This window comes from Paenibacillus sp. KS-LC4 (genome assembly GCF_036894955.1).
Taxonomy (GTDB): Bacteria; Bacillota; Bacilli; order Paenibacillales; family Paenibacillaceae; genus Pristimantibacillus.
Genome location: NZ_CP145905.1, coordinates 3,908,804 through 3,933,098, shown reverse-complemented (window position 1 = coordinate 3,933,098; position 24,295 = coordinate 3,908,804). Strand labels below are relative to the sequence as shown.

Here is a 24,295-nt window from a genome sequence, read left to right as displayed (position 1 = left end):
GTACTATATGCAGCAGGCAGCAGGCAGCAGGCAGCAGGCAGCAGGCAGCAGGCAGCAGGCAGCAGGCAGCAGGCAGCAGGCAGCAGGCAGCAGGCAGCAGGCAGCAGGCAGCAGGCAGCAGGCAGCAGGCAGCAAGCAGCATAGGATCTGAAGGCTTTAGCAACTAATCGTTGCTTCTTTTATAGCCCCGCCATTGGCGGGGCTAATTACGTCCTGCATCAAGGGAAAGCGCAAAAAGCGTCCATTCCCCCCCTTGCATTAATGGCAACCCAATCGTAAGATAAAAACAAGATTTTCTAGCCTTAGTAAATAATCGTCAATCATACAAGTCTGTCAGCGATAGGCCTGAAAGAGAGGGATCAGCCCGCGATGTCAGCACATCATCCTGTGCTTCACAACCGCTTTGCAGCACGTTCCTTGCGGCGCACATTAATATTTTATGTGATGCTGGGCTGCCTGCTGCCGCTCGTTCTGGTCGGCTTTCTGACGTATTCCTCCATCTATGCGATTTTCTCAAACAAAATTCAAAGCGGAATTAGCGCCAGCCTTGGCCAAGAGGCGGTTAACCTTGAAAACGCTATCAACAATCTTGATTTTGCTTCCAAGCAATTTGCGCTCGATGGTCAAATTGTGGATGAGGTTTCCGATTTTTTGCAGGAGCGGCAAATTTCCCGAAAATCACAAATGATGACCGCCATTGATCAGAAAATCAATCTCGTTAATTTTACAAATCCCTATTTGGGCTTGACGGCTTACATTATGCCAGACGAAGAAAATCCAGTGCTGTTTTCCAATTTAGCCATGAATCCGAACTTTGACAGCAGCGTGCTGCCCTTGTTTATTCATTATAATGGTGCGGATTATTATGGGCCGCATCAAACGCAGTACAGCTCCAGCAGCAATATGGTGTTTTCTGAGCAGCGGATCGTTCGTGTAGACGGCGGGCAAAAGCTGTATATTTACTTGGAAACGAATTACAATTTATTTCGCAGCATTTTGCAGCAGCAAACCTACGGCATGAAGGTTACGCATGTGCTTGTCAATGAGCAGGGCAGCATGACGTATATGGAGGATGAAAGCATGCCGGCTCAGGTGCGCGAAGCGGTAGCCTCCGGGTTTCCCGAGCTGCATATGGAGGTAGCGGACTATCATTTGTTCCGTTATCCGAGCGCCCAAGGCTGGCAGCTTATCGCCGTTGTCAGCAAATCAGCTTTCAACAGCGAAAGGAATGCCTGGCTTAGTAAAATGCTTGTGCTAGGTTGCTCCACGCTCGTCTTCGCGCTGTTGCTGGCGCTGTTTATTTTGAAGCAAATTTATCGTCCACTGCGCAAGGTCAATGTAGAAATTGTGCGTATGGCGGAAAACCGCACAAGCCCCGTTTCTTTTACCAATGTCGAGGAGTTTGACTTCGTGCTTAACAATTTTCAAAATATGAAAACGACGGTTAATGATTTAATCGCCGAGGTTGCCTACAAGGAAAAGCAAAAAGGGCAATTTGAAGTTGAAAAGCTGCTGAGCCAAATCAATCCGCATTTTTTGCATAATACGCTTAATACCGTGCAGTGGCTGGCCCGGATGAATGGGCAGAAGGAAATTGATAAGCTGGTCACGCTGCTCGTCAAGGTGCTGCATTATAATTTGGGCAAGCAAAGCCTGATTGTAACCGTTAATGAAGAGATAGAAGCGATGACGAATTATATGGAGTTGCAGCGCATTCGTTATGATTATGAATTCGAATTTGAGCTTAACGTTGCTGATGAGGTGCTGAAGGTTGCGGTTCCGCGTTTTCTACTGCAGCCGCTCGTTGAAAATGCCATTTACCATGGAATGAGCGACCGTACAGGGCGCATCGTAATTACGATAGAGCCTGTCGGCGTTGCGGAGCTGCTGCTTCGCGTAGAGGACAATGGCTCCGGTATTAAGCCGGAGACAATTGCAAAGCTGCTGTCCGGTGATGACAGCAAGGAGAAGCGTGGTCTTGGCATCGGACTGTCCTATGTGAACCGAATGCTGAGGCAATTTTATAATGAGCAAATGCAGTTTTGCATCGAGAGCGAGCTGGGGCAAGGAACGGTAGTAACCATCGTGATTCCGCGTAAAGCGAAGGAGGAGTTCGATGATTAAAGCGATTGTAGTCGATGATGAGCGGCTGGTTCGCAAAGGCTTTATATCGTTATTTGACTGGTCGAAGTTTGGCCTATCCATCGTAGGCGAGGCGGCGGATGGAAAAGCAGCGCTGGAGCTGCTCACGCATACGGAGGTCGATCTTGTATTCACCGATATAACGATGCCGCAGCTATCCGGCTTTGAGCTTATCGAGCAAATCAAGCAGCGTTTTCCCGCTATTCGCAGCGTTGTGCTGACCTGCCATCATGAGTTTGATTATGTCCAAGAGGCGCTTCGGCTTGGCGCCATTGATTACATTGTGAAGACGTTGCTTGAGCCTGATAAAGCGGATGAAGTGATGCACAGAATTGCCCAGCGCTTTCGGTGGGAAAGCAGCTTTCGAGCAGGAGCGGAGCCAAGCGGCGCATCGGAACGGCTGAAGGCGGATGCTGCGCTGGTGTGCTGTCCCTTAACGGAAGGCGCAGGGAAAGACGAGCTGTGTCGGCATCCGGCCTTGAAAAATTTTTCGCTGGTTGAGCTGCATGGACTATGGCTGTTCCCGCTGCTGCATCTAACCTCAGAGCCGGACTGGCAGCGGGAGCTGACCCAGCTGTTAAAGGGCAGGTTTCATTATGCTATCGTGACTGGGCTTCAAGAGAAGGAGCTGGCAGAGGTGAAGCGTTCGCTTGAGGAGCACTTTGCTATTGCGATGTTTTATATGGCGACCGACCAGCATGACACCATTCAATTGAGCTTTACCGAGCTGCAGCGGTTTACGGCATCAGCTGATCAGGAGGAGCAGCTTCAACTGCTTGATGCCGACATGGCTGATGTACGCTGGGCACTTTACCCTGATGCTTGGGAAATGCTCATATGCCGCTTGGAGCAGCTGCGGGCGAGCGCGGAGCAGCTCCAGCAGTTTGGTATAAGCTTATGCCAGAGCTGGTCCTCGCTGCTGATGCACCCAAGCGAGGCGGAAGGGCTTCGCGCAGAGCTCATTCGTACGCGCTGCTGGCAGGACTTTAAAAGCTGGCTGCGCCGCTTCTCGGATTATGCCCAGCGCAGAATGCTTGCGCTGTCGTTTTCCAAAGAGGTGTTTCAGTGCATGCTGCGGGCGACGGTCTACATTCGTCGTGAAGCGGCCGGCAAGCTTAATCAGGTGGATGTGGCGGATTATGTGAAAATGAGCCGGAGCTATTTTAGCGGCTGCTTTGCTCGTTTTGCGGGTATGCCCTTTGGCGTCATGCTTCGCGGCATAAGAATGGAGCGCGCGAAGGAGCTGCTGCTCACGACAGAAATGCCAGTCTACGAAATTGCTTGCGCGGTAGGCTTTGAGGATGATAAATATTTCAGCAAGTTGTTTCGGGAGCTGGTCGGCAGCTTGCCTAGCGAGTTTCGAGCCGAGCGAGTGCGCACGGGCGGTTGAGCAAGCGGCAATCCAGGGGGAATGGAGGGGGATCAATGAGAGCGAGAGCAGCCTTGCTTATAATGACGGTGCTGCTGCTGACAGGAGCCTGTACAGGTAATAATAGCCCAGCGCAGACAGCTGGCTTGCAGGGAGAAGCGCTGGCGGACAGCAGCGCGGAGCCGCTGGCATATGGGAGCATGCCAGAGCGAGTCAGCGTTCGGGTAGGATTCAAAATTCCCGAATCCCGTTTGTCTGGCAGCGACACCAATGACAACAACCCCATTTCCCGCTACTTGGATCAACTGACGAATATTAAGGTGATTCATGCTTGGGAAGCGAAGGGCGAAGAGGCCTTTGAGCAGAAAATCAACTTTGCCATTGGGAGCAATGATATGCCTGATGCGATGGTCGTTGACCGCACGCAGCTGCGGAAGCTGATCGACAATGATATGATTCAGGATTTAACGGGTACGTACGAGGCTTACAGCTCCAAGCTGGTGCGCGATATTTACGCCTCTTCGGGAGGTAAGGCGCTGGAGGAGGCTTCGCGTGATGGTAAGCTTTACGGTTTGCCTAATGTGGCGATTGAGACGGACGCCGTTACCCTGCTCTGGGTTCGCCAGGATTGGCTTGATCGTCTGGGGCTGGAGCCGCCGAAGACGCTGCGTGATATTGAGGGAATTGCCCGGGCCTTCGTAGAGCGTGATCCTGATGGCGACGGCAAGGCGAATACGGTTGGAATAGCCGGTGACAAAATGGTCGTATTCGGACAGAAGCCGAATTCCAGCGGCTTTGATTCTATTTTTCATGCGTTCCATGCCTTTCCGAAAAATTGGACGCGGGATGCAGGCGGCAATGTCGTATACGGTTCCATTACGCCGGAGAGCAAAGCCGCGCTCGGCCAGCTGGCAGATTGGTATAAGCAGGGACTGATAGATAATCAGTTTGTGCTATACAAACAGTCGGAGCAGCCAATTGTGAACGGCAGGGCAGGGATGTTTTTTGGACCGTGGTGGGTGCCTTATTGGCCGCTCTCAGAGGCAGTAGCACAGGATGCGAAAGCAGAATGGCGCGCTTATGCGGCTCCGCTGGATGCGAATGGCGAGTATGTAACACATACCGCACCGGTAACGGATCGTTATCTCGTCGTGCGTAAAGGGTACGAATATCCGGAGGCGGTCGTTAAGCTGCTCAATGTATTTACCCGACTGGAGCGGAGGCTGGACCCGAACATTCAGGAAACCCAGTGGCTGGATGAATATGCGTCCCAGTCCGGTGTGCAGCTGCGCCATTATTATCCTTTTGATCTGCTGCTTGATTATTCGGATGCGGTACACAAACGGTATGACAATTTGCAGAGCGTGCTGGAGGGCCGTCGTGATCCTGCGACGCTTGATCCTGATACTTACCAGCTGTATGAAATGACGGAGACGGAGCATCAAAACCCGAAGGGGAATTTAGATGCATGGAAGCCCGCGGCGGCTTATGAATATGGCGTCGGTGTCATCCGCAAAACGCCGATGATTAAAGTGAATAGTGTTTTTTACGGCTCCACCCCGGCAATGGGGGCAAAATGGGCGACACTTGAGCAGTTGGAGAATGAGACCTATTTGAAAATAATTGTTGGCGATCAAAGCTTGGACAGCTTTGACGAATTCGTCAAGCAGTGGCGCATGCAGGGCGGGGATACGATTACGAAGGAAATAGCGAAGCTTGCTTCGGAGCAATAGTTAGACACGCACGGCAATAACCGGCAGGGCCCCATGCCCCCCGCCGGTTATTGCTGTGTCTGTATCCGCCTACCCTTTTACTTGCGAATGCTGCTGAGATGAAGCTGGATTTAAGGCATACAAGCAAGCCGTTTCATGATGCGCTAATGTGCAAGGGTGTGAATAGGCTTAGAAGCAGAAGGTACGCAAGATGATAACAAGCAAAATGAAGAGAACGAGAATTGTGCCCGTATTTGTCCAACAGCTGTTGGCACCCGCGATTGGACCGCAACCTACGTTAGCGCCTGCTACAGGGTATCCCACTATTAACAACCTCCTGAATGTTTTAGTTAGCGTGAAGCTTTCGTTCACAAGGTTAATATATGCCGGAGGCGTGTGGGAAAATTGGACGTTTGTACCGTCACATCTGCTTTTCAGCTAATGCCTAGCTAAGAGAACAGAGGCTTGGCAAGGGCATTTTGCCTTGCGAGTCATTCGTTCCGCACAGCTGTTGAATATGCTGCCATTCACCTATACAGCGCAGGCTTGAGAGGAGGAAGCGGACAGCCGACCCCTGGCACTGGAATGGGACGCTTAAACTGGCGAATATGTTTAATCCGCGATTCGGCGGTCGTTTCCATCGCATTGCCCGCTTGCACGCTCGCTGATGAGCCAATAGCAATAATATATACGCAGCCAACGATGATGCGCGGACAATGATTGGTGCGCTTTGTATGGATGATGTCTGTAGCAGGGCCGTCGAAATCATCGAAGCTCGGAAACGACTGGGTGAATAGATCATACGATTCAAAATAAACATCGCCGGCCCGTGTATGATCTATTTCCCTCTGCAGGGCTAGTGCGCGCAGCTTTGGCGTCGATTGCCCGCGATCTCCAAGCTGGACGATGGTCGCCCCTGAGGCGCTGACAATCGTCAATCCGCCAACCTCAGCTGTACGAATAGGATAATCGAGCGGAAATGGCTCGTATGCAGGGGAAGCTGTAAAACCAGAGCTATAAATATATGCGTCATTCGGATTTTCGTCTACCTTCATTCCCCGTCTTCTCCAATAGCGCTGCTGGCACTGCCTGGCTCCGGGAAAGGGGCAAGCGGACCAACAATAACAGATTCCGGCGGCGTATCAAAAATCGAATAAAGCGTAACATAGTCGCTGTCGCCGATCTGGAAATGCGATGCGCTGGATACGCCGAGTATGTCTACCTTGCCAACACTCAGGCAATCATTGTGAACAATAAATTTAATCATCGGTTTCCCTTACGCCCCCCTTCTGTAATTGCTGCATATATTGAAGCATGGCGGCATCGGCATCGCGAGCTGTTTTGGCGAATACCTCAGCTCTGTTCTGAAGGGCAGCAGCTTCCTCGCTAACACCTTCCTGGCGCGGCAGCGACCTTGCATAATATTGGATGCGAGTAGGCATTTGGCTGCGGATATCGGACAGAATGAGTCTGCGGTGATGGGGGTCGAGCGGCATGCAAAATTGCTTTTCCATCTGCATGAGCTTCTGAGCGCCTTCGTTATCAATATATTGGTTCAAATCATTTTGTATGGGGGCATAAGGGTCGGGTGGCTGAGCAGCGCCATTAGGCGGAGCAGGATAGACGAGCGGCTTGGATACAGCCATCTGCTCAATATCGCCATTCATATCCGGCGATCCCTGCGGCGTCATGCCGATATTGAGCGTGCCTTCAAGCTTTTCTACCTTCAATTGGTCAAAATGATACTGCAAATGTTCCACATTATAAGTAGGCTTCGCTTCAAGCCTTTTGAGCTGCTCGCAGATGGCGATAAGCTGCTGCTCAAGTGAAGCGATGCTTTCCTGCTGAGATTGGAGCTGCCTTGCGACGTCAAGCGACCAGGCTTGCCATGGAGACAGTTGATTCGGCTGCTGCTGCTGCTGCATCGTTGAAACCTCCTATCTTAGGTCGGATTAGGCAGCGGAACGAAGGAGAGCGGATTTTCTCCACCCAGCTGGGCGGCCGGACCGGTGAAGCCGCCCGTATTATACAACTGGGACAAGGAGCGAATGGAGCCTGCGCTGCCAATTTGCAGGACAGAGCTGTTCGATACGCTGTCCACGCGGAGCTGATGAATCGTAATCGTCTGATGAACGGTCCAATTCATACGATATTGACCCCATTTGCTACTTCATTTTGCGTGCCGTCCTGTACGTCTGGATCAAGCGTATTTGTGGCGCTTACGGCGTTGTTGGAATTCGTCAGGCTTCCGGTAAGGAAGGAGCCCGAGCCAGCATAGGTTTTGGAAGTGCTGGAGGGCGACATTTGCACGGCGTCGCCAAACTGGACGATGGAGCTGGAGCCGACGCTAACGATTTTTACAAAGCCGACTATAGCGGGCATAGCAAAGACCTCCTTGCTGCTAAGTGTATGGTTGTAATATCGTATGCGGCATTCGCCCAGAGGTTCCCTTGCATATAGGGTGTTGAAGCCTTGCGCAAACGGAAATGCCCTGTCTTCTTGCTTTTGCTTTGCAGCAGAAGCAGCTAAGAAGTATCCGCCTAGCTGGGTGACGCATATAGTGGAGAGAGGCTGGGAGGCGGGAGGTAAGCGATGGATTCTAAATGGGATGAGCTCGAACGCTGGGTAGAGGGGCAGAAGCTGCCTAAAGGGTTTGATGTGCTGCGTGAGCCAGATTGGGTGGAGCAATTTGTGCGCAAAATGATGACCAAAGCGCTGCCTGAAGCTGCCGGAGCTATTGCGGAGCAGGCTTCGCCGTACTCTTTTTCCCAGAGTGAGCAATTTATCATCGTGAAATACCCGCTTCCCGCACATGTGCGCTCAGAGGAGCTCCGTTTATGGGTAAAGGAAGACCGCCTGCGCGTGGAAGGGCTGCCCGGCAATAGGAAAGAAATCATAAAGCTGCCTGTTGGGGTGCGCGCCCGTGTGTGCAGAGCAATTGTGAAGGATGGCGAGCTTCGTGTGAAGCTGCGCAAGCGTCCGGTGAGCCGGAAATATTACGAGGCGGATATTCGGTGGCGGGAATAGCGTAGAAGCATGGGGTGGGCGGAAGTTTTATTTGCTTTTAAAGTAAAGGATTGGTAACAAAATAAAGAGATGGGTATTGTGTTTCTTCTCGTAATTTGGATAATTAGAGTCATAGACTGGGGCGTTATTTTCTAATGTGAAATGGGGCACATCTGTTGAGGTTACCAATAATGAACAAGGTCAAGCTTTTGCTTGCTGCATTATTGTCTGTTCAACTCCTAACGTCATGCGATTATAGCAGCAGCACTAATAAAGAAAGCTCGAACAGGCATGAAGGAGGGACTATCTATGAAGAGCCCGCGCTGAGCCCCTATCATCCAGCTATTGAACTATCCTTTGCAAGAGAAAGTAGCGATGGCTTAGAGGCTTTAATCAGTCAATTGCCGGGAGAAACATTGGAGAATAATAGATGGATTCGTTTATATGAACAGGTGCTTGGCATTAAAATCAAATATGAATGGATCGCCAAGGGTGACCTTTATCATCAAAAGCTAAGCGGGGCCTTTGCTTCTGGAAAAATTCCCGATGTCGTCAAAGTCAATGCACAAGAGCTGAGGATGCTCAGCAACGCAGGACTGATTCAGGATTTATCTGAAGCGTATGAGCAATATGGTTCAACGTTTACGAAGAAAATTTTAAGCCAAGAGGGAACGGGCCCCTTTGAAGCAGCAACGGTTGAAGGGAAGCTAATGGGAATACCAGAGACAAGCTCCTCTATTGAAGGGGCGATGTTTATATGGCTGCGTACAGATTGGCTAAACAATTTGGGCTTGGAACCGCCGAAAACGATGGACGATGTGCTAGCTATTTCGAAAGCGTTTACAGAAAATGACCCTGACCAAAATGGCATCAATGATACGTTTGGCCTAGCAGTGACTCAGTATTTATTTGATCCCGTTATGAGCCTGACGGGCTTTATGGCTGGTTATAAAGCATATCCCAATATATGGATGAAGGATGCGTCGGGAAAACTCTTATATGGTGGAATTCAACCAGAAGTGAAAGAGGCGTTAAAGGTTTTGCAAAATATGTATCGGGATGGTCAACTTGATAGCGAATTTGCTCTAAAGGATGGCTTGAAAGAGGAAAAGCTAATTGCTGACGGTAAAGTGGGCATGCTTTATGGCGAGCAATGGGGGTCTTTTACGGTTCAATTAAGCCGTGCTAATGAACCAAATGCGGAGTGGCAGGCATTTCCGATCGTTTCTGCATCAGGGGAAGCGCCAAAGGTTCCGCTGCGGTTCAACACGAGCCATTTTTTTGCCGTCAGGAAAGGGTATCCGCATCCTGAAGCCATTGTTAAGCTTTTTAATTTGCATCTGGAGAAGAACTGGGGTGGGACAGCGGAATATGAAACCTATTACAGCTCCCCGTTTCCGGTCTGGAAGCTTTCTCCAGTTACGCCGTTCCCGGCAATGAAAAATCTTGAGGCGTATCGCCAAATAGCTGAGGCTGGCGGAAACGGCGATCATTCGGTCTTAAAGGATGAAGCTAGTTTCATCTATAAAAATATCGAAATCTCCCGTTCTGGAAATGCGAATAAAGAGTCAGGCTGGGGCTGGGAGCGGACTTATGGGTCATCTGGCGCTTTTTCCATTCTTGACGAATATATGAAAAAAGACCAGCTGTTATATGAAAGCTTTGTAGGACCACCAACGGAAACGATGCTTGTGAAGCAATCGATTTTGTATAATCTTCAAATCGACACCTTCGTTAATATTATACTTGGCAGTCCCATTGACGAATTCGACCGGTTTGTTAAAGATTGGAAGAAATTGGGCGGAGACAGCGCCACAGCGGAGGTAAACCAGTGGTATGCAGAAAGAGGCAGTAATCTGAAGTAGGGAGAGGCTTCTTCGACTTTTGTCTGCTGGAAGATACAACACTTGCTCACGACTTATAAAAGCAGCATCGGAGGATTTAGTTTGCTTAAATTTCCCGCTCATTCTTGGCGTAATACGATATTCATGCGACAGGTCATTATTTATCTCATTGTCATTCTTCCTATTATCCTGTTAGGCGTATATTTGTATAATTGGAGCTATAAAAATGCCAGCGAAGGCCTGTCGAGGACTTCTGAAGCACAATTGACCAATTATTTGGAAGCTCTTAATCGGGAAATCGAATGGATGGAGCTGCAGGAGTTCGACTTGCTGGAAGATAATGAATTGAATAGGCTCGTGGTTACGTGGGAGATGATGAACAATGTTGAAAAAAAAGCGAGCTTAAATTATTTGATCCGGCGCTTAACTTCTCTTAAAAATAGCAGTGTATATATTAAGGATGTTTATGTACATATCCGTCCTATTAACAAAACAATCTCGTTTAGCAATGCGATCTCTGATCTTGACGCTGATAAGTACAATTACTTTCGCTTCAGTATGGGCAGGAGCGAGCAGCGACTTGTAAAGTGGGAGAACACCCTGCATCTTAGCACCTCCAAATATAGCGGTAAGAAGGGAGAGGAGCCGCTATTCGTCATACAAATTGAATTGGATAGGGAAAAGCTGAGATACGCGCTGGACCAAGTCAATATATATCCAGAAAGCGGATCTTTTCTTATTTCGGATGCGACGGGATTTGTATTGATGAGCGACGAGGAATTAAGTGAAAGGCTTCAAGGCGATATAAGAGAAGTAGAAGAGGCCAGCACAACCAGGCTGGTTATTGATGGGGAAAAGTATCATATAGATAAAGCACATTCTGATAAATTGGGCGTTACCGTTGCTTCGTATTTGCCCGAGGAAACGGTGCGCAAGCCGCTGGGCAAATTCGTAATCTGGGCATGGCTATTTGCGATCATGACCTTCATTGCCATCGCTATTTATTCTTATTCAACTTATAAATTCGTTCATAAACCATTGCTGCTTCTCGTTCAGAGCTTTAGGCGAATGGAAGGAGGTGCATTGGATATTCATATTGAGCACGAAGAGAAGGATGAGTTCGGCTATTTGTATAATCGGTTTAACCAAATGCTGAATAAATTGCAGGCACTCATTGATCAGGATTTTAAGCAAAAGCTGATGATGCAGCGGGCGGAGCTCAAGCAGCTTCAATCTCAAATCAATCCCCATTTTCTTTATAACAGCTTTTTCATCCTCAATTCATTAGCCAGAACGGGAGATACCGAGCGTATTGAAGAATTTACGAATATGCTAGGGGAATATTTTAGATTCATTACCCGTAATGGGGAGGATAATGTGCTGCTGACTGAGGAAACGAGACACTCTCGCATGTACACCGAAATTCAGAAGCTCCGGTTCTCAAGACGGATTCGCGTGGAGTTTGATGAGCTGCCAAAGGAAATGGAGCATATCCGAGTGCCGAGGCTCATCATTCAGCCTATTATCGAAAACGCATATGAGCATAGCTTGGAGAAAATGACGGAAGATGGGCTGCTTCGTGTTGCTTTTGAGCTGGATCAGAATGAGGCCCGGATTATAGTGGAGAATAATGGGAATAGATTGAGCGATGCCGAGATCGAAGCCTTGCAAAATCGGCTAGACAGTACGACAGAGTCTTACGAAATGACGGGCATGATGAACATTCACAGGCGTATTATTTTAACGTATGGAAGAAATAGCGGCTTGCTTCTGTCTAAAGGCGAGCTGAATAGTCTCAAGGTCGTCATTCGCATCAAGCTGAAGGAGGAGAATGAGATTGCTTAGACTGTTAGTTGTGGATGATGAGGATATCATTACGGATGGGTTATATGAAGTATTTCAGCGATGGATGCCAGATAGGCTGGATGTCTGTAAAGCATACTCTGGTAAAGAAGCGCTTAATTGGCTGCAACGTACCCGAATCGACATCGTTATTACTGACATTAGCATGCCAGGCATGAGCGGCCTGGAACTGTCTGATGAAATCCAGATGTATTGGCCACGGTGCAAAATCATCTTCCTAACGGGCTATAGTGAATTTCAGTATGCCTATAAGGCGATTCAAATGTCGAATGTCCGGTATTTATTGAAGACGGAAGGCTATAAGAAGGTTACGGAAGTTGTGCAAGAAGTGATGCAAGAGATCCATCAAAACAATCAATTGAGTGCATTAGTCGAGCGATCCCGTGAACAGATGTATGCGCTTGAATTTATGGCACAAGGAGAGTATATTAGACATCTTTTGCAAAAGAGCCATCTTCTTTGCCATGATCCAGAGGTGTTGGTTAAGGAATTTGGCAAACTGAACATCGACTTGAGTCCGTTAATTCCGGTTGTGATGGTAGTTGGTCATTTGTCATATCCAGCTGAGACTCCTTACTCCGATAGAAGCGAGATTGTAAATTCCGCCAGAATGATCGGACATTCCTACTTGTCAGAGCTGACGCGACATATTGGGATTGTTGATAAGCATGGCAACTTGTTATGGCTGCTTCAGCCGTCTGAGCATGTCGAGGAAAGGTTTTATAGTCATTTAATTCGCTATTTGGAAGGCACGCTTGAGCTCATTCAGGAGACATGCTTGGAATCGCTAGGCTTAACGATTGCCTTCACTATAAGTGGTGCTTCTTGTGAATGGGAAGCGGTATCGCAGCAATATGAAAGACTGCGTCAGCTGCATCAAATGACCATTACCGACGGCTTGTCCATTATTTTAACAGATCGCATGGAGCAGCTTGAGCCTGCAAACAGGAAAGAAGACAGTATGATTGCTCAAAAAACAGAGCTGATGGAAGCCTATCTTGAAGCTGGGAGAAGAGAGAAGTTTTACGAGGTAGTGGAGGAAATGACGGCGGGCATGCTGCATCCAACATGCAATGTCCACCGAGCAATAGAGAGCTATTATTCTATCGCGCTTGTTCTGCTTTCTTCCATTAATCGCTGGGGGCTTTACCACCAGCTTGGTGATTATGGAAAACTGATGCGTCTTGATGAGCATTCATCTATGAAGGAGGGGATTGCCTATTTGCATGTCATTGCCGACCGCCTATTCAAAGTTAAATATAACGGCGAGCTAGAGCAGACAACCAGTGTAATCGACCGTATTTGTCGTTATATTGAAGAACATTTAAGTGAGGACTTATCCTTAGTGCGGCTGGCAGAAATCAACTATTTTAACCCATCTTACTTATCCCGGTTTTTTAAACAGGAGCGAGGGGTGAATTTATCCGAGTACATAGATAGCTGCCGCTTGAAAAAAGCGAGAGAGCTGCTAAGAAACGGGGAGCTTAAAATTCGAGAAGTATCCTTTGCTGTCGGTTATGAGGCGGCTCATTCCTTTACGCGCTTTTTTAAGAAGGCGACGGGAATAACGCCGCAAGAATACCGCGACAGCTTCCTTGTAAACGGAGGGAATCGGTAAAATTAATTCACGTGCTGCTTCTCCGCTTTCGTTATGATGCCATGTAACTTGAGATGACTTCGAAATGACTTTGTTATGACTTTAAAATGAGCTTAACTGGGAGGAAAATATATATGTCTAATGCACCAGTACCAAATCAACCAATGGTTACTCATATTTTTACAGCAGATCCTTCTGCACACGTATTTGAAGGCAAAATCTATATTTACCCGTCACATGATCTCGACCATGATGGTCCTGACAACGATAATGGGGATCAATACGCAATGGAGGATTACCATGTGTTGTCCCTAGACCATTTTGAAGCTGCTGTCGTAGACCATGGCGAGGTATTGCATCTAAAGGATGTCCGTTGGGCCTCTAAGCAGCTTTGGGCGCCGGATGCTGCCTATAAGAACAATACGTATTATTTGTTTTTCCCCGCTCGGGATCATGAAGGAATATTTCGGATTGGCGTAGCCACAAGCGCGACACCTGCGGGGACCTTTACTCCAGAGCCAGATTACATCCCGGGCAGCTTCAGCATTGATCCGGCTGTATTTGTGGATGACGACGATAAGTCCTACATCTACTTTGGAGGCCTTTGGGGAGGACAGCTGGAAAAATGGCAAAACGGCGTCTTTGAGCCGGACGCAGAAGGTCCGAAGGCAGAGGAGGCAGCGCTCGGTCCGCGTGTCGCATTGCTGAGCGAGGATATGCTGTCTTTTCAAGGCGAGCTGCATGAAATCTCGATTTTGGATGAAAACGGAAGCCCGATTCTAGCTGGTGATGAGGAGCGAAGATATTTCGAGGGACCTTGGGTGCATAAATATAATGGCTGGTACTATTTGTCGTACTCAACAGGGACTACGCATAAGCTGGTTTACGCGGTCAGCCGTAACCCGATGGGGCCCTATACGTTTAAAGGGACGATTCTTACACCGGTAATCGGCTGGACAACTCATCATTCTATCGTTCAGTTTGAAGACAAATGGTATTTGTTCTATCACGACAGCTCCCTTTCCGAAGGCGTCAATCATAAACGCTGTGTTAAATTTACGGAATTGCATTACAATGAGGATGGTACGATTCAAACCATTGATCCTTATGCGACGGAAAGCTAGCTAGACCGCAAGGATTAAATAATAACGAGTAAGTAGGTATAAAGAAGCAAAAAGATTGCAACCCCTGCCATTTGGTTGGGATTTGCGGTCTTTTTGTTATTTAGAGCGCAGCTTTCGACATAGATAGATAAGACTAAACCTATAATTTGACAGGTAAATTCACAAAGATCAACGGGTAGTTGGCTCAAAATGAAAACGCTATACTTGCAAAGAATGCAAATGCTGCCATGACACGCCCCAATAGGGAGCTTAATGGAATATAAGTTGAAGGGCAAGGTGTTTTAAATGAAGAAGAATCGACTGAAACACTCTATTTCGTTGTTACTGGCTGCTATTTTGATGGTAACGTCCTTATCGATTGGCGTGCTGCCAAAGCAGACGAATGCGGAAGCTAGCACAGCGCAGCCAAGTGAAGTTAAACAGCTGACGACGGATTTCGAAGACGGCACTACACAAGGGTGGTATGGACGCGGCGGCAAAGAGAGCCTGACGGCTGCTGCCTCGGCTGCCCATTCGGGAAAATTTGGTCTTCAGGTTACAGGAAGAACGGAGGGCTGGAACGGCCCAATGCTCAATCTAGCCTCGTTTATGGAGGTCGGCAAATCCTATGAGCTATCAGCTTGGGTTCGCCTGCCTGCGGGAACGCCTGATGCGTCCGTCTCCATACTGATCGAGCGGAAAACGAATGGGGATATGTTTTATGAGTCCGTTGCTGCCAAGACAGTAACAGAAAGCGGTTGGGTGAAGCTAACGGGCGCGTACAGCTTGCTCCATCCGTTTGAGACTATAGGTGTTTATTTGGAGTCCATAGATCATGCGAAGCTTGACTTCAATGTGGACGATGTTGTTATTGCGCTCGTTCCAGATGCGTTGCCTATTGAAATTGAAAAGGATATTCCAGCTCTAAAAGATGTGTTTGCCGATGATTTTTTACTGGGCACTTCCTTGCTCGTAAATGAAATCGAAGATGCCACCGGCCCAGATGCACAGCTGCTACAGAAGCATTTTAACAGTCTAACCGCAGGCAATGAGCTGAAATGGGATGCTACCGAGCCGAAGGAAGGTCAATTTGATTTTACACGCTCGGATAAAATCGTTGATTTCGCTGTAAACAATGACATTGCTGTACGCGGTCATACGCTCGTCTGGCATTCCCAAACGCCCAATTGGGTGTTCTACGATGAGAAAGGCAATCTTGCCAGTAAGGAATTGCTGTATGCAAGAATGAAGCGGCATATTGAGACGGTAGTAGGCAGATACAAGGGCAAAATCTATGCTTGGGACGTTGTGAATGAGGTTCTTGATTCCGGTGACCAGAAGCCGAATGGTTTGCGCAACAGCCTATGGTACCAAATTGCAGGCGAGGAGTTTATCGAGAAGGCGTTCGAATATGCACATGCTGCAGATCCACAGGCCAAGCTGTTTATTAACGACTACAACACGGATATTCCTCAAAAGCGACAAGATTTGCATGATTTAATCAAGCGTCTGCAAGACAAGGGTATCCCTGTGGACGGCGTCGGCCATCAGACACATATTGGCATTGCGTCCCCGTCCGTTCAGTCACTTGATGATATGCTTCAGGCGTTCCGGGATCTTGGCATTGAGCAGCAGGTCACGGAGCTTGATATGAGTGCTTATACGAATGACAGTGACTCCTATGATGTATTTCCGCTTGAGCTGCAAATTAAGCAGGCAAATCGTTACAAGGAAGTTTTCGATGTGTTTAAAAAGCATAAGGATCAGCTCAATGCCGTAATCTTCTGGGGCAAGGACGATCTTAATTCATGGCTCCGTACTTTCCCTGTCACGCGCAATAATTGGCCGCTATTGTTCGATGAGCGGCTTCAGGCGAAATTCGCGTACTGGGCGCTCGTCGATCCGAGCAAGGTGCCCGTCGAAACGATGCAAGCAACGGCAGCGGAGGGAACGGCGAAGATCGACGGCAAACTGGAAGAGGTTTGGAATAGAGCGCCGCTCGTATCCATCTCGAAGGATGGCAGTGCAATTGCCAAGGTGAAGACGCTTTGGGATAAGAAGCAGCTTTATGTATCGGTTGATGTGCTGGATAAAACGGCGAATGGCAGTGATGCAATCGAGCTCTATATAGACAGTAACAATGGCAAGACTACGACTTACGAGGCGGATGATAAAAAATATACATTCAAGCGCAGTGGAGAGAATAAGGATAAAACCGTGAATTATAAAGCGGTCAAGACAGAAGGCGGCTACCGCATTGAAGCTGCGCTTCCTATTAAAGGGCTGCTAGGAAAGGAGCTTGGGTTCGATGTGCGAATGGTCGATAAGTCTGGCAGCACAGTGACGAAGGCATCCTGGAATGACAAGACGAATTCGCAGGATACAGATACGTCCAAATTCGGTATTTTGAAGCTGGTTGAAGGACCTCAGCACACTAAAGCTGTAAAAGGTACGCCAGTCATTGATGGCAGCATTGATGCGGTATGGGCAAATGCAAAATCAATCATGACCGAGCGCTGGGTCAATGGATCAAGCGGATCGAAGGCTAAGGTCAGAACGTTATGGGACGGTCAACGTTTGTATGTGCTGGCCGAGGTGACTGACTCGCTGCTGTCGAAAAAGAGCGCGAATGCGTGGGAGCAGGATTCGGTGGAAATTTTCATCGACCAGAATAATGCGGCGAGCAGCAGCTATGATTCCGATGACGGACAGTATCGAATCAACTTCGATAATGAACAAAGTGTCAACCCGGCTTCACTAAGTAAAAATCTAATCTCGGCTACGAAGCGGACGGCGAATGGTTATGTAGTGGAAGCATCTATCGCATGGATTGGCAAGGCGCCAAAAGCCGGGGAATTGATCGGTTTTGACGTACAAATCAATAATGACGAGGATGGCGATGGAAGCCGCGATAGCGTGGCCATGTGGAATGATCGGTCTGGACAGTCGTACCAGAACGCATTCGGCTTTGGGGTATTGCAGCTGACGGGCGCGAAGGGAAAATAGCATCGTCATAGAAAAAACGAGAGGCGGCAGAAAAATGACAGAGAAGCAGCATTTGAATTCAGCGGATAGTCTGGCGGGAAGCTTCAAAAATGATTTTCTGATCGGTGCAGCGGTTAATGATCACACCATCGTTAGTCAACGTGAATTGCTGGTCAAGCACTACAACAGCTTGACGGCGGAAAACGAAATGAAATTTGAGAGCCTTCACCCTACAGAAGACACGTATACATTCGAGGCGGCTGATCGGATTGCTCAGTTTGCCAGAGAGCATGGCATGAAGCTGCGCGGACATACGCTCGTGTGGCATAATCAGACACCGGATTGGGTGTTCGACGATGGGAACGGCGGTACAGCTGAACGGGAAACGCTGCTTGCCCGGATGAAGGCGCATATTATGGCGGTTATGCAGCGTTACCAAGATACCAGCTATTGCTGGGATGTCGTCAACGAAGCGGTCAGCGACGAAGGGGATGAATGGCTGAGGCCTTCGAGGTGGCTAGAGGGCATTGGCGACGATTACATGGTGAAAGCCTTCCAATTTGCCCATGAAGCTGACCCGGCGGCGCTGTTGTTCTACAACGATTACAATGAGTGCAATCCGGCGAAGCGCGAGAAAATTTATCGGCTCGTCAAGACGCTTCTTGAACAGGGAGCTCCGATACACGGTATTGGGCTGCAGGGACATTGGAATTTAACAGAACCATCTCTGGATGATATCCGCGCGGCAATCGAGCGTTATGCATCGCTTGGCTTGAAGCTGCAAATTACTGAGATGGATGTGTCGGTCTTCGCCTTTGAAGACCGACGTACGGATATCGCGATACCGACAGCTGAAATGCTGCATCAGCAGGAACAACGTTACCGCCAGTTTTTTGAGCTGTTCCGCGAGTATAGGGATGTGCTGACAGGGGTTACGTTTTGGGGAGCGGCAGACGACTATACTTGGCTGGATTATTTCCCGGTAAGAGGCCGTAAAAATTGGCCGCTATTGTTTGATACGGAGCAGCAGCCGAAAGGTGCTTATTACGAGGTTGTCAATTTGTCTGCAAGAAGTGCAACAGAGTAGTAGTACTTAGTAATTTTTACAGGTAATGAATATACAAGGTTAATAGACATGCAGCAGGCCAGCTTCCTCATGTAAGGGAAGCTGGCCTGTACGTTTGTGCTCGCAATGACAGCTATCAATTTAAGAAATTTGCTTTCTATATTCGTTCGCACTGGCTCCTGTATACGCTTTAAATTTTTTGTAGAACCAATCTATTTCAGTGTAACCAACCTCATTCGCAATTTCATAGATACGCATATCCGTTTTTTCGAGCAGCAGCTTTGCTTTTTCCATTCGTTGCTGAAGGAGGTATTCATTAAACGACATGTTTTCGTGATCTTTGAACTTTTGACCCAGATAAGCGCAGTTGAAATGCAATAAGGTCGATATTTTTTTAAGTGTAATGTTAAGGTGCAATTCTTCTTCCACGCATTTTTTTACGATATCAATAATCGACTTGCCCTGCTTGCTTCGCTTAAAGGGGCCAGGCGATTCATGTAACGGTTGATGATCATTAGCGAGGGCTTCCAGTTCTTTTTTTACAGCAAGTAAGCTTGCCGTTAAATCGCTTGCTTGAACAGGCTGTGAAATGTAATCGCTTACCTGAAAGGACAAAGCTTTCCTAGCCAACTGGAAATCATCGCTCCCCTCCAAAAGAATAATCGAAACGCGGCTTTGCCGGCGGATATGCTCGCAAAGCAGCATACCATCTGCTTGGGCGTTTTTAATATTGATGAGAATAAGAGAAAAGGACTCCCTATCCATTAAAGCCAGAGCGTCCGAGGAATTGCCCGCATACGCTTGTATGATAAAACCTAAATGTCTCCAGTCCAGCATGTTCTGCGTCTTCTGCCTCGAATGAATCATTGGATCAACAAGCAATACCTTATACACGGTTAGAACCTCACTTTCATTTTTGATAATAGGCTTCGGATGTATGGTCATACGAATGAAGTAATTATGTTTCCATTATGTTCAACGTACGGCTTCTTCACAACGTGCATTTCTTTATCCCTCAACCATTTGTTTACCATTTGTAAGAAGTGGTGGTACAACAAGTAAGCGGATTCATTTAAATCTATAACTTATAGGGTGATTCATCTAAATAAAGGCAGGTTGTTGCCTATAAATGTAAGCGCTACACTTTTTGTGTAATCCATTTTTAGGGGGGATCTATATGCCAGTAAGAAAACTGTCAATCTTTTTATTAAGCTTAATGTTGATATTTACACTAGCAGCATGCAGCGGGAATGCAGCAAGTAATGCCACTGGAAGCAGTAATGGTAACAGCAATAAGGAAACGGCAGAGGCAAGCGTTAACGAGGGCTCGGAAACGACTGATCCCGCTGACCCTGCCGAGGGTAATGAGGCTGGTGAGTCAGCTGGAGATGAACAGTCGACGCCAGAGATGGATTTTGACATGGGCGGACGAGTGATCAAAATCGTATCGTGGTGGGATATGACGATACCCGAGGACAACCCGGACAACATTCAGCGCAAGAAAAACCTGGATGATCTAATGAAGAAGCATAATTTTAAAGTGGAATATGTCGCTGTTGACTACGGTGAGTATCAGCAGAAAGTGGTCGCATCTTTGGTGGCGGGCGAGCCACTTGGCGATATCGTCAGACTGGGTAAAGCCTATATGATTCCGGCATTGGTCCAGCAAGATTTAATTTGGCCGATTGATGAGTATACGAAAAATGCGAAGGTATTCAATCAGAAGGTTACAAATGAGTTTATGCAGTATGAGGGGAGAGGCTATGGCTTTACGGAAAATCAGTCTGATTTTATGAGTGGCGTTTTTTATAATCGCACGCTGCTGAATCAGCTGGGACTTAAGCCGCTTCAGGAATATGTAAATGAAGATAATTGGAATTGGGACACATTCATTCAAGTGGCCAAGGACGCCAACAAGGATACGAATAACGATGGGAAGCTGGATAGATGGGGACTTGCACAAGGCTCGCTGATGGTTCAAGCACTGTACTCCAATGAAGCAAGTCTTACTCTAGGAGATAAGCAAAATTTAGAAGATCCCAAAACGGTTGAAGCCTTTCAATTCATTTCCCGTTTGGCAACCGAGAAGGTTGCAAGAGCGACGGAAGGCGGAGATTGGACAGAGCCTGGCCAATTTTTCCGTCAAGGCAACACGCTGATGTATGCGGGCGCCATTTGGGAAATAGGAGGACTCAACAATGATATGAAGGATTTTGACATTGGCTTCGTTCCCTTCCCTAAAGGCCCGAGTGCTTCCGCCTATCATGCTGGAGAAGCTCTCTTCCAGTCTCTGGCGATTCCCAAAAAAGTCGAGAATCCAGAGCAGCTCATGTACATTTGGGAAAAAATAAACGATGTCGATTCGCTTTATGATTATCCGGACCAAGCTACGCTGGAGAGCAACTTTACGAATGAGGATGATATCGAGAACGCCATTATTTCCGGAAAAGGCATGCTGGTTCTCGATCACAATACATTCCCGAAATTGCCATATTACGAAATAATAGGCGACCTTATGGCTGGAAACTCGGTATCTACCGTGATAAGCAAATATAAAGCGAATGTTCAAGCTGCGATTGACGAAGTGTATAAAAAATAGCGATTCCTGACGAAGGTTGAACAGTCCCTATTGAGCGATTTTTTAATGGGGGCTGTTCGAAATATTTGATCTCTAGCAGCAGGAGGGGAGAAGAATTGAACAGCAAAGCGAAGAAATATGCAATCGCTATACTTGCTCTAGTTTTATTTTTTTTGTCCATTTGGGGCTTTAATCCTCAAAATCAAGCTGATAGGGGTACGGTTCAAGCTATGAGTGCTTTTGAGATGGGAGAACATACCTATGTCAAGGGAGGCTATGACGACTATTTGAAAAGCTATTCGACTGCCCAGCGCCCGGCTCAGGTTATTCGAATCGAAGGAGAAAGCTTCTCGAAAACGGTTGGCGAAGGCTTTGAAATGGCAGATCGGTTTGAAGGGCTGGATGGCAAAGCGGTCATTACGCCGGAGGCTGGAACCATTAGCTGGAATATGGAGATGGCAGAATCGGGGCTGTATAACATTAGAATTCATTATTACCCCATAGAGGGGAAAAGCTCAGCGATTGAAAGGCAGCTTGCCATTAATGATAAAGTACCGTTCAAGGGTGCGGAAATGCTATTGTTCAACCGACTATGGGGCAATCTGGATGAAGCTATAAGAAGGGACGACAGAGGAAACGATCTGCGCCCAAGACAGGTCGAGAAGCCGGCATGGCAGCTCAAGACTTTAACGGACAGCGGCGGTTATTATGACGAGCCGTATTTATTCTATTTTGACCAAGGGCAGCAAACCTTGTCGCTGACGTCATCACGGGAGCCGATGGCTATTGATTATATCGAGCTGTATCAGGAGAAAGCGGCCAAAGCGTATGCGGAGGTCAAAAAAGAATATGAAGCCGCAGGCTTAGCGCCTGTTAAAGAGCAATACGTGATGATCCAGGCGGAAGAGGCGGTGTTGAAGTCGTCTCCAACCTTAAGCCCGCTTATCGACAGATCAAGCTCGTCGGTTGTTCCGTACGATGTTTCCAAGCTTAGAGTCAATACAATTGGCGGGTTGAATTGGAAGCTGCCAGGGCAATGGATAGAGTGGGAAGTTGAGGTGGAGGAGGAGGGTCTGTATCAAATTGCCCTTAAGAGGAAGCAGGATCAGCTTCGGGGCGTATACAGCACACGCAGCCTGATGATTGACGGGCAATACCCGTTTACGGAAATGAAGCGAATCCCGTTTAAATTCGATATGAACTGGCAGATGAACGTACTCGGAGGAGCAGAGCCTTATTTATTCCATCTGACGAAAGGTACGCATCGAATTCGGATGGAGGTTTCGCTTGGGGAAATTGCGCCGCTGCTGCGAACGATTGAGTCCAGCGTTTTGCAGCTTAATGAAATGTTTCGGAAAATATTGATGATTACCTCGAATACACCGGACCCGTACCGCGATTATCAATTGGAGAAGCGAATACCGGAGATGACGAAGGTGTTTCAGGAGCAAGCGGCAACGATACAACGCGTGGCTAATTACTTGGAGCAAGCAACGGGGGAGCGCAGCGACAAAGTAGCGGTTCTGCATACGATGGTTCGTCAATTGGAAGAAATGGTGGATAAACCGGAAACCGTCGCGAGGCGCTTGAATGCATTCAAAATTAATGTCGGCGGTCTTGGAACATGGATTTTGACCGTACGTGAACAACCGCTGACGCTTGATTATTTGGTTGTCTCCTCGCCAGATCGAGAGCTCCCTCAGGCGGAGGCGACGGCGCTTGGTCGACTCAAGCACGAGCTTGGTGGCTATATAGCCTCTTATACCGAAGACTATGACAGCATTGGAAATACAGGAGAAAATCAGCATTCCATAACCGTCTGGATTACGACAGGGCGGGATCAGGCGCAAGTGCTGAAAAGCTTGATTGACGATTCCTTTACATCAGCATCGAATATTTCAGTGAAGCTCAGGCTCGTTCCGGGCAACATTCTTCTACCAGCCACGTTAGCTGAAGAGGGGCCGGACGTTGCCATGCAAATTGGCGAAGAGGTCCCCGTCAACTATGCGATGCGGAACGCCGCGGCGGACTTATCGAGCTTCGCTGATTTTACAGAGGTAGCCTCTCGATTCCGCGACAGCGCACTGGAACCGTATGCGTACAGCAACGGGGTGTATGCTCTTCCGGAGCAGCAGACATTTCCCATGCTGTTTTATCGCAAGGATATATTGGAGGAGCTGGAATTGAAGCCCCCTAAAACCTGGCAGCAATTATACAGCATGATCTCTGTTCTTCAAAAGCATAATATGGAGATTTATTTGCCTATTGAGGCAGTAACGAATAACGCGAACCTCGTTCCGAACGCGACTTTCGCGATGCTGCTGTACCAAAATGGCGGAGCGTTCTATCGGGATGAGGACAAAAAAAGCGCATTGGATTCCGAGATAGCGATGGAGGCCTTCAAGAGATGGTCGCAGTTTTATACGAACTACAAGTTCCCTTTGCAGGCGGACTTCCCTAATCGCTTTCGGACGGGAGAGATGCCCGTTGGCATTGCGGACTATACGACCTACAATGCACTGACGGTTATGGCGCCGGAAATTAAAGGACTATGGGACTTTACAATCGTGCCCGGCATGGAGCAGCAGAACGGCTCGATCAATCATGAGGTTGCAAGCCATACAACCGCAGTGATGATGCTGGAGAATGCGAAAGACAAGGAATCGGCATGGGAATTTATGAAGTGGTGGACGGACAAGGACACCCAAGTGGCTTACGGACGCGAGATGGAAGGGCTGATGGGTGAAGCTGCACGTTATCCGACAGCAAATATGGAGGCGCTGGGGCAATTGCCTTGGCCGATAAAGGACTACCAAAATTTAGAGAGCCAATGGCAGTGGGTGAGAGGAATTCCGCAGGTTCCAGGCGGCTATTTCACGGGCAGGCATCTGGATAATGCCTTCCGAAAAGTCGTCAATGGAAATGAGAATCCACGCGAGGCGTTATCTGATTATATTTTGTACATTAATGATGAAATTGCTATTAAGCGAAAGGAATTCAACTTACCGTACTAGATTGGGGTGAAAGCCG

General features: G+C 48.0%; 20 protein-coding genes. 13 read left to right on the top strand and 7 right to left on the bottom strand.

The genetic code is table 11. From position 1 onward, the window contains the following. The first annotated feature begins 7 nt into the window (after positions 1-7). From V5J77_RS16515 to V5J77_RS16500, 4 genes are all read left to right on the top strand, one after another. Complete coding sequence (locus V5J77_RS16515) at positions 8-151, top strand: hypothetical protein (RefSeq protein WP_338551922.1); 144 nt, start codon at positions 8-10, stop codon at positions 149-151. A gap of 218 nt (positions 152-369) precedes the next feature. Beyond that, positions 370-2,124: a histidine kinase gene (locus tag V5J77_RS16510; RefSeq protein ID WP_338551921.1), complete on the top strand. Its 1,755-nt coding sequence runs from the start codon at positions 370-372 to the stop codon at positions 2,122-2,124. Continuing rightward, on the top strand, positions 2,117-3,532 hold the full coding sequence (locus V5J77_RS16505) for a response regulator (protein ID WP_338551920.1): 1,416 nt from the start codon (positions 2,117-2,119) through the stop codon (positions 3,530-3,532). Before V5J77_RS16510 ends, V5J77_RS16505 begins: the two co-directional genes overlap by 8 nt. Before the next feature lie 35 nt (positions 3,533-3,567). Beyond that, complete coding sequence (locus tag V5J77_RS16500; protein ID WP_338551919.1) at positions 3,568-5,244, top strand: extracellular solute-binding protein; 1,677 nt, start codon at positions 3,568-3,570, stop codon at positions 5,242-5,244. 168 nt (positions 5,245-5,412) lie between these two features. Here the strand turns inward: V5J77_RS16500 and V5J77_RS16495 are convergent, their stop codons facing one another. The 6 genes from V5J77_RS16495 to V5J77_RS16470 form a co-directional block, all read right to left on the bottom strand. Next, positions 5,413-5,505 carry a dihydroorotate dehydrogenase gene (locus tag V5J77_RS16495; RefSeq protein ID WP_099521728.1) on the bottom strand — a complete coding sequence of 31 codons (93 nt, stop codon included), beginning with the start codon at positions 5,503-5,505 and terminating at the stop codon, positions 5,413-5,415. Positions 5,506-5,750: 245 nt separating this feature from the next. Continuing rightward, positions 5,751-6,278: a spore germination protein GerPE gene (locus tag V5J77_RS16490; protein ID WP_338551918.1), complete on the bottom strand. Its 528-nt coding sequence runs from the start codon at positions 6,276-6,278 to the stop codon at positions 5,751-5,753. Further along, positions 6,275-6,490 (bottom strand): hypothetical protein, encoded by a 216-nt coding sequence (locus V5J77_RS16485; protein ID WP_338551917.1) that lies wholly within the window; start codon positions 6,488-6,490, stop codon positions 6,275-6,277. Before V5J77_RS16485 ends, V5J77_RS16490 begins: the two co-directional genes overlap by 4 nt. Beyond that, positions 6,483-7,148: a spore germination protein GerPC gene (gene gerPC, locus V5J77_RS16480; protein ID WP_338551916.1), complete on the bottom strand. Its 666-nt coding sequence runs from the start codon at positions 7,146-7,148 to the stop codon at positions 6,483-6,485. Before gerPC ends, V5J77_RS16485 begins: the two co-directional genes overlap by 8 nt. A gap of 17 nt (positions 7,149-7,165) precedes the next feature. Further along, on the bottom strand, positions 7,166-7,369 hold the full coding sequence (locus V5J77_RS16475; protein WP_046229874.1) for a spore germination protein GerPB: 204 nt from the start codon (positions 7,367-7,369) through the stop codon (positions 7,166-7,168). After that, positions 7,366-7,605 carry a spore germination protein gene (locus tag V5J77_RS16470; protein ID WP_046229873.1) on the bottom strand — a complete coding sequence of 80 codons (240 nt, stop codon included), beginning with the start codon at positions 7,603-7,605 and terminating at the stop codon, positions 7,366-7,368. Before V5J77_RS16470 ends, V5J77_RS16475 begins: the two co-directional genes overlap by 4 nt. 210 nt (positions 7,606-7,815) lie before the next feature. Between V5J77_RS16470 and V5J77_RS16465 the strand changes: the two genes are divergently transcribed. The 7 genes from V5J77_RS16465 (at position 7,816) to V5J77_RS16435 (ending at position 18,708) form a co-directional block, all read left to right on the top strand. Beyond that, a complete protein-coding gene (locus V5J77_RS16465; RefSeq protein ID WP_338551915.1) occupies positions 7,816-8,250 on the top strand; it encodes an Hsp20/alpha crystallin family protein in 435 nt (144 codons plus the stop codon). A 170-nt stretch (positions 8,251-8,420) separates the two neighbouring features. Continuing rightward, entirely contained in the window at positions 8,421-10,094 is a 1,674-nt protein-coding gene (locus V5J77_RS16460) for an extracellular solute-binding protein (protein WP_338551914.1), read from the top strand. 81 nt (positions 10,095-10,175) lie between these two features. After that, the gene (locus V5J77_RS16455; RefSeq protein ID WP_338551913.1) at positions 10,176-11,918 is read left to right on the top strand and encodes a histidine kinase; all 1,743 of its coding nucleotides are present in this window, start codon (positions 10,176-10,178) and stop codon (positions 11,916-11,918) included. Then, entirely contained in the window at positions 11,911-13,554 is a 1,644-nt protein-coding gene (locus V5J77_RS16450) for a helix-turn-helix domain-containing protein (RefSeq protein ID WP_338551912.1), read from the top strand. The genes V5J77_RS16455 and V5J77_RS16450 overlap by 8 nt, the downstream gene beginning before the upstream one ends. A 113-nt stretch (positions 13,555-13,667) precedes the next feature. Beyond that, on the top strand, positions 13,668-14,657 hold the full coding sequence (locus V5J77_RS16445) for a glycoside hydrolase family 43 protein (RefSeq protein ID WP_338551911.1): 990 nt from the start codon (positions 13,668-13,670) through the stop codon (positions 14,655-14,657). 285 nt (positions 14,658-14,942) lie between these two features. Continuing rightward, positions 14,943-17,642 carry an endo-1,4-beta-xylanase gene (locus V5J77_RS16440; protein ID WP_338551910.1) on the top strand — a complete coding sequence of 900 codons (2,700 nt, stop codon included), beginning with the start codon at positions 14,943-14,945 and terminating at the stop codon, positions 17,640-17,642. 34 nt (positions 17,643-17,676) lie between these two features. Beyond that, a complete protein-coding gene (locus tag V5J77_RS16435; protein WP_338551909.1) occupies positions 17,677-18,708 on the top strand; it encodes an endo-1,4-beta-xylanase in 1,032 nt (343 codons plus the stop codon). A gap of 120 nt (positions 18,709-18,828) precedes the next feature. Here V5J77_RS16435 and V5J77_RS16430 read toward each other — a convergent pair whose 3' ends face one another. Continuing rightward, positions 18,829-19,524, bottom strand: a complete 696-nt coding sequence (locus V5J77_RS16430; protein ID WP_338556862.1) for a helix-turn-helix domain-containing protein — start codon at positions 19,522-19,524, stop codon at positions 18,829-18,831. Positions 19,525-19,864: 340 nt separating this feature from the next. On the opposite strand from V5J77_RS16430, the gene V5J77_RS16425 reads away from it, so the two are divergent. Together V5J77_RS16425 and V5J77_RS16420 are read left to right on the top strand one after the other, a co-directional pair. Then, positions 19,865-21,286 carry an extracellular solute-binding protein gene (locus V5J77_RS16425; RefSeq protein WP_338551908.1) on the top strand — a complete coding sequence of 474 codons (1,422 nt, stop codon included), beginning with the start codon at positions 19,865-19,867 and terminating at the stop codon, positions 21,284-21,286. A gap of 95 nt (positions 21,287-21,381) precedes the next feature. Then, positions 21,382-24,279 (top strand): extracellular solute-binding protein, encoded by a 2,898-nt coding sequence (locus tag V5J77_RS16420; RefSeq protein WP_338551907.1) that lies wholly within the window; start codon positions 21,382-21,384, stop codon positions 24,277-24,279. Positions 24,280-24,295 lie beyond the last annotated feature (16 nt).